The organism is Rhizobium sp. BK275 (genome assembly GCF_014193555.1).
Lineage (GTDB): Bacteria > Pseudomonadota > Alphaproteobacteria > Rhizobiales > Rhizobiaceae > Rhizobium.
Map to the genome: position 1 here is coordinate 481602 of NZ_JACHZL010000005.1, position 11759 is coordinate 493360.

Annotated in this window: 11 protein-coding genes; 4 read left to right on the forward strand and 7 right to left on the reverse strand. The window is 57.8% G+C overall.

Annotated features, from left to right (window positions below):
* Positions 1–69: 69 nt before the first annotated feature.
* Positions 70–1023 (reverse strand): LysR family transcriptional regulator, encoded by a 954-nt coding sequence (locus FHT82_RS18625; protein ID WP_183734023.1) that lies wholly within the window; start codon positions 1021–1023, stop codon positions 70–72.
* Positions 1024–1295: 272 nt separating this feature from the next.
* Between FHT82_RS18625 and FHT82_RS18630 the strand changes: the two genes are divergently transcribed.
* The 3 genes from FHT82_RS18630 to FHT82_RS18640 all read left to right on the forward strand — a co-directional run bounded on the left by FHT82_RS18630 (position 1296) and on the right by FHT82_RS18640 (position 3817).
* A complete protein-coding gene (locus tag FHT82_RS18630) occupies positions 1296–2546 on the forward strand; it encodes an NAD(P)/FAD-dependent oxidoreductase (RefSeq protein WP_183734026.1) in 1251 nt (416 codons plus the stop codon).
* A 69-nt stretch (positions 2547–2615) separates the two neighbouring features.
* Positions 2616–3029: a RidA family protein gene (locus FHT82_RS18635; protein ID WP_183734028.1), complete on the forward strand. Its 414-nt coding sequence runs from the start codon at positions 2616–2618 to the stop codon at positions 3027–3029.
* A 110-nt stretch (positions 3030–3139) separates the two neighbouring features.
* On the forward strand, positions 3140–3817 hold the full coding sequence (locus FHT82_RS18640) for a DUF1028 domain-containing protein (RefSeq protein WP_183734031.1): 678 nt from the start codon (positions 3140–3142) through the stop codon (positions 3815–3817).
* 164 nt (positions 3818–3981) lie between these two features.
* On the opposite strand, the gene FHT82_RS18645 is transcribed toward FHT82_RS18640, so the two are convergent.
* The 6 genes from FHT82_RS18645 to FHT82_RS18670 form a co-directional block, all read right to left on the reverse strand.
* Positions 3982–4827 carry a carbohydrate ABC transporter permease gene (locus tag FHT82_RS18645; RefSeq protein ID WP_183734033.1) on the reverse strand — a complete coding sequence of 282 codons (846 nt, stop codon included), beginning with the start codon at positions 4825–4827 and terminating at the stop codon, positions 3982–3984.
* A 6-nt stretch (positions 4828–4833) separates the two neighbouring features.
* Positions 4834–5772: a sugar ABC transporter permease gene (locus FHT82_RS18650; RefSeq protein ID WP_183734036.1), complete on the reverse strand. Its 939-nt coding sequence runs from the start codon at positions 5770–5772 to the stop codon at positions 4834–4836.
* Between the two features lie 98 nt (positions 5773–5870).
* A complete protein-coding gene (locus FHT82_RS18655) occupies positions 5871–7124 on the reverse strand; it encodes a sugar ABC transporter substrate-binding protein (protein WP_183734039.1) in 1254 nt (417 codons plus the stop codon).
* Between the two features lie 569 nt (positions 7125–7693).
* Entirely contained in the window at positions 7694–8839 is a 1146-nt protein-coding gene (locus tag FHT82_RS18660; RefSeq protein WP_183734042.1) for an ABC transporter ATP-binding protein, read from the reverse strand.
* A 132-nt stretch (positions 8840–8971) separates the two neighbouring features.
* A complete protein-coding gene (locus FHT82_RS18665; RefSeq protein ID WP_183734045.1) occupies positions 8972–9910 on the reverse strand; it encodes a PfkB family carbohydrate kinase in 939 nt (312 codons plus the stop codon).
* A 3-nt stretch (positions 9911–9913) separates the two neighbouring features.
* Positions 9914–10714, reverse strand: coding sequence for a class I fructose-bisphosphate aldolase (locus tag FHT82_RS18670; protein ID WP_183734048.1), 801 nt, complete (start codon positions 10712–10714; stop codon positions 9914–9916).
* A 226-nt stretch (positions 10715–10940) separates the two neighbouring features.
* Between FHT82_RS18670 and FHT82_RS18675 the strand changes: the two genes are divergently transcribed.
* Complete coding sequence (locus FHT82_RS18675; RefSeq protein ID WP_183734051.1) at positions 10941–11702, forward strand: DeoR/GlpR family DNA-binding transcription regulator; 762 nt, start codon at positions 10941–10943, stop codon at positions 11700–11702.
* The last annotated feature ends 57 nt before the right edge of the window (positions 11703–11759 follow it).

The window sequence follows — 11759 nt, forward strand, 5'->3', positions numbered from 1 at the left end:
CGCACACTCTCACCCGAGGACAGAAAAGGAAAATAGGATATTCGGAACTGATGCTTTGAAAAAAACGAGTTAGTCCGGCTGGCTCCGACGGAGATTGAGAATGGGCGCTTCCATTCCAGGCACATAGCTGTCGGAGATCAGGTTTTTACAATGATCTTCGAAGCTTCGCACGATGCGCGTCGTCACCTGCTGACCGACCCGGATCAGTCCAATTCGCATCGGCTTGTGATTGCCGGCAAGGCGCAACGAAACGAGGCGTCGCCCGTCGAGCGCTGCCTTGTTCTTGGGCCGGACGTTCGCCAAAGTATATCCATAGCGACTGCCGACCATCGTTCGTATGACTTCCTGATGCTGGAGCTGGGCAACGATGTTCGGCGTCACGCCGGCTGCGGCAAACAGGCCAAGAAAATAATCTCGCGACAATGGCAGATCGAGGAGAATGAAATCGTGCTTCTCCAGCTCTCCCAATGTCACGGCCGACAGCTGCGCCAAAGGGTCGGTCTCCGCCACCTGGACGTAAGGCGGAAGCTCCGCAAGCGGGGTGAACTCAAAGCCCTCCGGAACAGAGAGATCGTAGGATAAGGCAATGTCGAGTTCCGCTCTCTCCAGCTTGGACAGGAGTACGCTGTGATCGGCGACGGTCGGGCGAACATGGGCGCCGGGGTAAGCCGCGTTGAAACTATGGCTGACCTCCGGCAGGACCATGGGCGCGAACGTCAGCAGGCAGCCGAGCGAGAGCGTTCCCCGTACCTGATCGGTCGCCTCCGAGGCAGCGGTATACATGTATTGAACGTCTTCGATGACGGTTTTTGCCTGCGCAAGAAGCTTCTGCCCTGCCGGGGTGAGAGACAGCCCCTGCGCGTGGCGCCGCAGGAAAAGCTGGGTCTTGAGCTCGATCTCGAGCTGAGAAATCGCGGTCGAGATCGATGGCTGCGAAACTCTGATGCGTTCGGACGCAAGGGTGATCGAACCAGCTTCCGCCGTAGCGATGAAGTATTCGAGCTGGCGAAGCGTAAACCGCATATCTGACCTTTATGCCGATGCCCCAGGATCGGGTTGCGTCCAATGGTGCATGACCCCGGATGGTCTGCGCCTGCAATACATGCTCAATATTTATCATTTGCTAAAGTGTAAACACCGACGGCGCAGGCTGCAGGGCGAAGCAGGCGCATTGCTTCCGCCAATCCTAATCAGTGCTGAAGGAAATCGTAATTTTCCCAAACCACCCCATTCGCTAGACCAAGGACATGCAATCGCAGGATCACTGGATCCGGTGAGCCACAGAAGGACTATTCATGTCGGTCGAAAAAATTCACACGCTCGTTATCGGGGCGGGCCAGGCCGGTGTCGCCATGAGCGAGCATCTCAGCAGGAACGATGTTGAGCACCTCGTTCTGGAGCGGGGCCGCATCGCCGAACGATGGCGCTCTATGCGCTGGGATTCGCTGGTCGCCAATGGGCCTGCCTGGCACGACCGCTTTCCCAACATGGACTTTCCCGGAAGCGCAGATGCCTTCGTCCCCAAGGAACGCGTCGCCGACTATTTCGAAGCCTATGCCAGGAAATACGATGCGCCGATCCGCTGCGGTGTCGACGTCACCAGTGTCGAGCGGCTCGAAGGCCGTCCCGGCTTTCGCATCGAGACATCAAACGGCGTGATTGAAGCCCGCAACGTCGTCGCCGCGACCGGCCCATTCCAGAAACCCAACATTCCGCCGATCGTCCCGAAAGAAGCCGGCGTCCACCAGATGCATTCGAGCGACTATCGCAATCCGAAGCAACTTCAGGAAGGCGCCGTACTCGTCGTCGGTGCTGGCTCTTCCGGCGTACAGATCGCCGAGGAGCTGATGCGTGCCGGTCGCAAGGTCTATCTGTCGGTCGGGCCGCATGATCGTCCGCCCCGCGCCTATCGCGGCCGTGACTTCGTCTGGTGGCTCGGCGTTCTGGGCAAATGGGACGGGCAGCCCCAGGCCCAAGGCACCGAACATGTCACGATCGCCGTCAGCGGCGCGCGCGGTGGCGAGACCATCGATTTTCGCCGCCTTGCGGCGCAGGGAATGGTATTGGTCGGCATGACGGGCGCCTACAACAAGGGCAAGCTGTCATTTGCCGATGACCTTGCCCGCAATCTGGACCGAGGCGACCAGAACTATCTCTCGCTGCTCGACGAGGCCGACGCCTTCGTGGCTCGCAACGGCCTTGATCTACCGGAAGAACCGGAAGCACGCCTTCTCGGACCCGCGGTCGACTGTGTCACCAATCCGCTCGTCGAACTGGATCTCAGGGGTGCCGGTGTCACCACGGTCATCTGGGCCACCGGCTTCACCTCCGATTATAGCTGGATGAAGGTGAACGCCTTCGACGAAGCAGGTCGTCCGAAGCACCTCAGAGGCGTTTCGCCGGAAAAGGGCATCTATTTCCTCGGCCTTCCTTGGCTCTCCGGTCGCGGCTCAAGCTTCATCTGGGGTGTCTGGCATGACGCCAAGCACGTGGCCGACCACATCCTCATCCAGGAAAACTATCTCGCTTACGCGCCTCAGGACTGATCACAGCCGATTGGCCCACCCGCATACACCCACACGATACACTGCTTTCCCGACCCGATGGAGAAGACAATGGCGCATACCCGCATCCGCAAGTTCAACACCAAGGAAACCTACCCCGAGCAGAACCTCGACAACGATCTCTGCCAGGCTGTCGTTGCCCGTGGCACGGTGATCTTCCTGCGCGGCCAGTGCCCGCAGGATCTCGATACCGCCAAGAATATCGACAGCCACGATCCGGTCGAACAGACCCATAAGGTAATGCAGAACATCCGGCAGCTCGTCGAGGAATCCGGCGGCAAGATGGAGCATGTCACCAAGCTTGTCGTCTACCTGACCGATGTGCGCCACCGCGAGGCGGTCTACCGGACCATGGGAGAATATATCAAGGAGGTGCACCCGGTCTGCACCGGCCTTGTCGTCGTTGCTCTGGCCCGTCCCGAATGGCTGGTCGAGATTGATGCTACGGCCGTCATTCCGGACTGACGCGAACTCACGGCGCACGAAACGAGCCGACCGGGCAGACTGACGGTCGGCGTTCCATCGAAACATTGGCTGAAGGGTCTCCACCCAGGCCGCCGATACAGGAGTTTTGAATGACGTTTTCCATTGTGGCGCGCTGTGCGCAGACCGGCCAGTTCGGAGTGGCGATCTCGTCCTCCTCCCCTGCAGTCGCGGCACGATGCGCCTGGGCGCGCGCAGGCATCGGTGCCGTCGCCACGCAGAATGTGACAAACCCGGAACTCGGTCCCTTCGTGCTTGACAGGCTGGCGGATGGCGGGAACGCGGACGAGGCCGTCAGCGCTGCCCGTAAGCACGATGCCTATCCGGACTATCGTCAGGTTCTCGCTGTTGATGCGAACGGCACGACGGCCATCCATTCCGGCGAAAAAGCGCTCGGCATCTGGACGTCCGCGTCCGGCAAGGACTGCGTCGCCGGAGGAAATTTGTTGGCAAACGATGGCGTGCCGGCTGCGATGATCGGGGCGTTCGAAAGTTCAAAGGGCTCGCTCGGAGATCGGTTGATCGCAGCGCTGAGAGCCGCCGTCGTCGCCGGCGGCGAGGCTGGCCCGATCCATTCAGCAGGCCTGATCGTGGTCGACAGCCAAAGCTGGCCCTATGCGGAGCTGCGGGTCGACTGGCTGGACGATGGCTGCCCGGTGGCTGCCGTCGGACGCGCTTGGGAAGTCTATCAGCCACAGGCGAGCGCCTATGTCACCCGCGCGCTGAACCCTTCGGCAGCGCCATCCTACGGTGTCCCAGGCGACGAATGAGGATCAAGGCCGGTGGCTTGCTGGGTAGTGTCATGTCGTCTGCGGCTTACCGATCGAAGGGTAATGCGGCTGAAATGACGCCACAGACAACGTGACATCACCGTACCCCACAGTTCATCAGTCTCTCGACTGAGCCTTGGGCTAAGCCAGACAATGGTTCGTTTTCAGCTCTTCACCGATCCGGCAGCCATTCCCGCGAGAAAGTAGCGTTGCGCAATCAGATATAGGACCAGAAGCGGGAGCGATCCGAGCACGCTCATCGCCATCATCTCGTTCCACTCGAACGCATGTTGGCCCATAAGCAATTCGATACCAATGGGAACGGTTCGCATGTCCATCGACTTCGTCAACGTCAAGGCAAAGAGGAATTCGTTCCATGCCAACAGAAACGTATAGACCGCGGTCGCGACGATGCCAGGCACCGACAGCGGGATGATCACACGCCACAGCGCCGTCCAGCTTGAGCCGCCGTCGACAAGCACTGCCTCATCGAGCTCCCTTGGCAGGGTATTGAGATAGCCGGTCATGAGAAGGATCGCATAAGGCAGGGTGAAGACCATGTAGGTCAGAATCAACGCGAAATACGTGTTGAAAATGCCGAAGGCGACGACCATGCCGAAATAGGGGATCAAAAGCGTGATCGGCGGCACGGTCTGCGTGCTGATGATGAACACGTTCAGCGTTTTCTTGAGCCGGAATGAATACCGGCTGAAAGCATAGGCCGTCAGGATGGCGATCAGCACCGTCAGAACCGTTACCACTCCTGCGACGAGATAACTGTTGAGAAAGAAGCGAACCTTCGTTGGATCGTTGAAGATGGCAAGATAGGCGACGCTGGTGAAACGGTCGGGCAGCAGCCGCGGCGGGAGGGCAAAGATCTCGGTGTTCGACTTCAAGGACGTGAAGAACATCCACAGGATCGGAAAGCCCGCGAAGACCAGCCCGACCGCCAGCCCGAGATATGTCAGCAGGGTCGGTACGATGGTGCGACTGAGAGAGCGTTTTGCCATTGCCGGTTACCTGGCCTTCTGATGTTTGATGTAGAAATATGTGGCGCCCATCGAGATGATCAGAATGAAGATCGCGCTCGCCGACGCGCGCGAAAATTCATAGCTCGAAAACGCCAGTTTGTAGGTGTATGTGCTGAGCACCTCGGTCGCGTAGATCGGACCGCCTCCCGTCGTCATCCATACGAGGGGGAAGACCTGCATCGTCCAGATGAAATCAAGCAAGGCGATGCTGATGATGATCGGCATCAGTTGCGGGATGGTGATGTAGCGGAATTTCTGGAACTCGTTGGCACCGTCGATGCCGGCGGCCTCGTAAAGATCCTTGGGAATGCCCTGAAGACCGGCGAGAAGGCTGACCATGTAGAGCGGGTATCCCGCCCAGATATTCGCAAAGGTCAGCGCATGCAGCGCGGTTGTCGTCGAAGAAAACCACTCGACCTTGAAGTCAATGATATGCAGCGTCATCAGGATGCTGTTGACGACGCCATTGGGATCCAGCAGCAGCCGCCAGATGATGGCGATGATGACAGCTGTGAAGAGCCACGGCAAAATGTAGAGAACCCGCAGGATGCTTCTGATCAACGGATCGACACGCTGGCTGTTGAGCAAAAGGGCGAAGGCCAAACCGATCAGAAGATGGAAGATGACGCTCATCAACGTGAAGTAGAGGGTCTGCCCGACCGATTGCCAGAAAATCGGATCTTTGAAGATCGTCACATAGTTCTGCAATCCGACGAAGGACGCGTCCTTTTTCGTGATCGCGCCGTCCATGAGCGAATAGCGCAGGACGGTGATCATGGGAAACAGCATCAGGAGGCAGAACAGAAATGTCGCTGGGGCAACATAGAAGTAGGGAACCAGCCTCTTTCTTATCTTGTAAGACAGTATACCACGCTTGCGCGTTTTTGCTTGCGTCCGGATCATAGTTTCTGTGGCGAGGCTCATGAGAGGTAATTTTCTCCCTGGTCGTAACGCATTGCTTCGTCGCGATGCGGCGGCAGCGTGATAGAAGTCTGTCACGCTGCCGCCACCGTCTTGGGAGACTACTTGCTGAACTCGACCAACCATTGCTTCTGCGTATTGGCAGCCGCGTCCTTCGCGCTTTGCTGACCGTCGAACATCTTTTGAACTTCGACGTTCATCTGGCGCATGAGATCTTCGGCCACCGGCAATCCGACGAATTCGTTGGCCAGCTTCCCGCTTTGGAATATCTTGAAGGCTTCTTCAAACAGCGGGTCCGACTTGGAGAAATCGGGTTTGGCGTGGATATTGCCCGGGAAGGCGTTGGCGATCGACACGAGGCGGCTGTTCACCTCCGGGCTCATCAGATATTCGACGAGTTTCCAGGCTTCCGCCTTGTGCTCGCTTTTGTCGCTGATGCCGATACCCCAGGAAGCATAGGGCAGCCCGCGCTTGCCGGTATAGCCGTCGACGGCCGGAAGGGCGGAGATGCCGAACTTCAGATCGGGGTTTCGCTGGCGAATGAGATTGATGTGCGCCAAGGAGTCGATCATCATGCCGACACGCCCGTTGACGAATTCTTCGACCTTGTCCTGTTCCTTCTTGGCAAAAATACCAGGCGAGATGAGGCCGGCGTCCTGCAGTGACTTGATGTATTCAAGCGTGCCGACGACGGAGGCATTTTCCAGATCGGGCTTGCCATCCTTCAGCATGGATGCTCCGGATGCCCACACCCAGGACATCACGTCATTCTGGATGCCACCGGGATTTTGCAACGACAGCGGCAGCACCCAACCATATTGGTTCTTGTCCGCATTGGTCATCTTCTTCGCGGCAGCGGCGAACTCCGTGCGGTTTGTCGGCATCTTTTCGACGCCGGCGGCCTTTGCCAGATCGAGGTTGACGAAAACCGGGTAGACGAAGGAGGCAAGCGGGAACATGACGCTTTGCCCATTGACCTTGATGATGTCGGCGATCTGGCTCTGATCATATTTGGCGTCAGCCATCAAGCTGTCCATCGAGGCGATCGCGCCCTGCTTTGCCAAGCCGTTGACCCATGCGCCGTCCAGGCCGACGACATCGCTGAGTGTCCCGGACGCGGCGCCGACGACGATCTGATCATGGGTAGCCGAATAGGGACCGCTGACGAGCGTCACCTTGATGTCGGGGTTTTTGGCTTCAAAGTCGTCCATGATGCTTCGCAGAGCACCGGCGGGCATTTCTGGCTCCCACCATTGGATGAACTCGATATTGGTCTGGGCAAAGGCGCAGGTGGCGCATAGTGCCCAGGCGGCCACAGCCGACTGAGCCGCCACGATATATCTTCTGACGTTCATGTTTCCCTCCCTGAAACGATATTTCGCTCGATCCTCCCGATCGAGACCAAAGTAGGTTCCTTCAGGGGTCTGGCTGTCAATGAAGAACTGCAATCGGAAAAAGCAAGAAGACTGCGGGCGCAAGAAAAACGAAGCTAAGATATTGATTAATTTGGATTTTATCCTCGGATTTGGAGATGTTTTTTCTTTCTGAGACATTTTCTCGTGTCTCATTTTTTCTTTACTTTCGTAAACAAATGAAAGCTGCGTCGTCCAAAGGAAAACAAATGAAAGGCTTGGCGACCGAAGAAAAGTGGGGTTATCCTGGTTGTTCTATCCAACAACAACAAGCCTTTAAAGTTGCACTCAGGCATCAACAAACACCAGGGGAACCTGACATATGGCTGCAAGGTCACAGGGTTACGAGACGGTGTGAGATCTTGCGCTCTCGATGCGAGAGCGCGCCAAGCCGCTACGCAAAAAGCGAGGATCTTGGCGACGAATACGTCCGAGCAACGAAGCAAGCGTGTGCTTTTGCGATTGCCACCGACCAACTCCGCTATCGCGGTTCATCCTGGAGCGTTTCCGGGTTAGATTGCCAAATGCGTCCGGGGATCGAAGAAGTGCAACTTGGTCGTATCGATCGCCAGGTTGATCATTGCGCCCGGCTGGACCGCGCTGACGGCTTCGAACTTCGCTACGGCGTTTGCCGCACCGCTCAAGTCCTCGACGGCATCGGGGTCGCCGGAGTCGATACGCACCGCTTCGATCTTCAAATGAACGATCAGTTCCGAGCCCAATTCCTCGATCGATTTTGCAAGGGCCGGTATCGTCGGGTAGCGTGATCCCGATTCCAGACCGCTGTCGTAGAGATCTTCCGGGCGAATGCCGAAAATGATCGTCTGACCCTCGAATGCCGTCAGACCGGGAGAGTGCTCAAATGCACTTGTCGCGACCGGTATGGAAAAGGTCGGCAGCTCGATCCTACCGTTCTGCAAGCGGCCCTCGAACAGGTTCATGGATGGCGAGCCGATGAAACCCGCAACGAAGGCGTTGACCGGCCGGCTATACAATGTCTTCGGCGTGTCGACCTGCTGAAGGACACCGCCCTTCAAGACCGCAACCCGGTCGCCCATGGTCAAGGCCTCGGTCTGATCGTGTGTCACATAGATCGTCGTCACACCTAGCTGCCTTTGCAGGCTGACGATTTCGGCGCGCATTTGCACGCGCAGCTTGGCATCGAGGTTTGACAGGGGCTCGTCCATGAGAAACGCTGCCGGTTCCCGCACCATTGCGCGGCCCATGGCGACCCGCTGGCGTTGGCCGCCGGAGAGCGCGGCCGGTTTGCTGTCGAGCAGCGTATGTAACTGAAGGGTCTTTGCTATTTCGTGGACCCGCTTCGTGCGCTCTTCCTTGCTCTTGCCCGCAAGTTTCATCGAAAAGGCAATGTTATCGAACACCGTCATATGCGGATAGAGAGCATAATTCTGAAAGACCATCGCTATATCCCGGTCCTTCGGCGCGAGATCCTCGACATTCTCTCCACCGATGCTCAGGGTCCCGCTGCTGATCTCCTCCAGCCCGGCGATCATGCGCAATGCCGTCGACTTTCCGCATCCCGAAGGGCCGACGAGGATGAGGAACTCGCCATCATTTATCGTCAGGCTAAGATTCTTGATCGCGTGGAATTTGGTTCCAAAGGTCTTGCAAATCTTGTCCAGTACAACAACAGCCACGGCACTTCCTCCCTATTATCACCGCCATCCAATCTTCAGGACAGCCCCTCCCCGGTGCTGTTTCGGATCGAACCGAAACCGTCATCTGCGCAGCACAAATCCGATCGTCCAGGACACCAGTGTGATGGATTCTCAGCCTTGCGGCACAACCGGCCTGGGCACGGGTGCATTTTCCCTCGCCAGCCACGCGAGACAGGCGCTTTGATCCGGCAGCGCCATGCGGCCACCGGGGCCAGTCACAGAGATCGCGGCTGCGGCAGTTGCATAAATGGCGCAGTCGACAGGCTGCTTTCCCTGTGTCAGCGCAAAAGCATAAGCGCCGTGAAAGCAATCTCCGGCGCCCGTCGTGTCGACTGCTTTCACCTCGTAGGCCGGAACATGCCACAAAACGGCGTCTCCGGTCTGCCTGATATAGGATCCTCGCTCGCCGTCGGTTAAAACGATTGCGCTTCGGTCGTCAGACCACAACTTGCGCAGGATCAACGCCGGATCGGTTTCGCAGGAATAAGTCTGCGCAAATTTCAATGGCAATACCAAGTGGTTGGACAGGCTCATCAATCGTTCGGTTGCCGGCCCGATCGTCCATTCAATGTCTGCCACCACTGCCAAGCCCAGCTTGCGGGCGCGCGCAACGATCGTATCAGCGTGGGTGGCATAACCGTCGATCAAAAGCACCTGAGCTTGCGCAAGAGTGCTGTCGGTCAGCGACTCCGAGGTCCCGTGCGGCACATCATCGTCATAGGCGATAAATCTGTCGCCTTCAGGTCCGACCGTGATGACCGAACGTATTGGCCTGGCATCGGAGCGGCGCGGCGCAAAGGATATATCGACCCCGTGCCGTTCAAGCTCGCGGGCGCTGATATCGGTGAGAGGCTGATCGCTCAGCCAACCGATGAAACCGGCCCGTCCCCCCAGCTTTGCGACCGCGACAAGGGCCGTCGCGACATTGCCGCCGTGGTCCTGGGTACGATTTGTCACTTTCCCCTTGCCGGCACTCAGCGGGCGGTCGACATAGATGATATCGTCGATCGCCAGAGCCCCGAAGCCCAGAACCTGAAGGTTGTGTGTCACCTGTCAACCGCCCGCGGCAGCGAGCGCCTCTTGCGGCGCCATGCCGCTGTGAATGACAAGCTTGAAGGCGCGCGCCGCCATCGTCGTGTCGCCGTGTCCCCAAAGGTTTCGTCCCACCACGGCACCCTTCGCTCCGGCGCGTAAGGCATCGAAGGTCTGCGTCAGAGCTCCGAGCAGATTTTCCGTTTTCGGACCACCCGCGATAACGACGGGAACCGGGCAGGTGGCGACGGTTTCCTGGAAAGAGCCGAAGTCCCCGGTGTATCCGACCTTGATCACGTCAACGCCGGTCTCAAACCCGATCCGCACGGCATAGGCGATTTCGTGGGGGGTGAAGACGATCTTGCCGCCGTTTGAATAGTCGCGGGGATAGACATGGGCAACGACCGGCATTTCAAAGCGGGCAGCGGCGTTGACGGTATCGGTGAGCCAGCGAATATATTCGCCTTCCGTATTGCCGCGCACCGGAATGGCAACGGCCAGAGCATCGGCACCGTAGCGTACCGCATCCTCAGGGGTCGCGATCAACTGACGGATTCTGTCGTCCGGCGTAAAGCAGCCGGCTTGAATGACAAGTGCGGCCTTGCCGGCATAAGCGGGCCACAAGTGACGCGCAGCACCAGGCTGAATGCTGATATAGTCCGGCTCTCCGGCCATCACCCGCTTTAGAGCGCCCGGCAGATCCGCCAGGCCGCCCTCACGGACGTTGCCATAGCCAACGAAGTGGTCGACCGCGCCACCGAACAAATGCCCCGACGGATGTGAAAACAGCCGTGACAGGCGAATTTTGGTTCCAAGGCCCATATCGATACTGTCCCTCTACAAGTTTGATTTCGCGTTGAGACCCTAACTCGAAAATAAACGAATGTTCAATATTTCGATTTCTTTCGTTTTGATTTAAGATAAGTGGAACGTGGACTGGACATATGCTGATACCGCCCTTCATCGCGTCTTTTGACCACAATGGTTGCCCTGGATTTTCGATTTTCGAAAGTTCAGTACCGTCATCGAAAGGAATTTGAGGTAACACATGCTTGCGGAACAACGACGACATCAGATCATGCTGGAACTTCAGCGAACCGGCCAAGCGCGCACCACGCAGCTGGCGGAGAACTTCGGCGTCTCCGAAGTGACCATCCGGTCCGACCTGGAAATTCTGGATGCCAAGAAGCAGCTCATCAAGACGCATGGTGGTGCGATAGCTTTGCCGGCCAGTTCGCCCGCGGCAGCCTTCGAAGAACGGATGAACCGCAATTTCGATGCCAAGCGACGCATCGCGCAGATGGCGGCGCGCCAGATCATCGACAACCAGTCCGTTGTGTTCGACAGTGGCTCGACACTGCTGCAGGTCGCCATGCAAATGCCCCCGGTCAACAATGTCGTGGTGGCCACAACCGCCATGAACATCGCGCAGCATCTGATGTATCGGCCGGGGCTGGACGTGCATATGATCGGCGGCCGGGTCTTTCCAAGCACCGTCAGCACGATCGTCTCGGATTCCGACAAGGCCGTGGGCGGCCTTGTCGCCCACCAGGCGTTCCTCAGCGCTCATGCCATCGATCACGCATTCGATGTCGTCGATGTCTCGGAGGACATTGCACGCACAAAACGTAATCTGGTCCGCATGGCGAGGCGTGTCATCCTCGTGGCGGATTCCAGCAAGTGGGATATTGGCGCCTCGTCCAAGGCATTTTCGCTTTCACGTGTCGATCTGATCATCACCGACACCGGCATGCCGCACGGGATTCGCAATCGGTTGGACAAGCTGGGAGTCGAAGTGCGTTATGTGTAGAGGCGATCAGGCTGCCAATTGTGCTTTACGTAACAAAAAATTTTGCGCATGCGACAT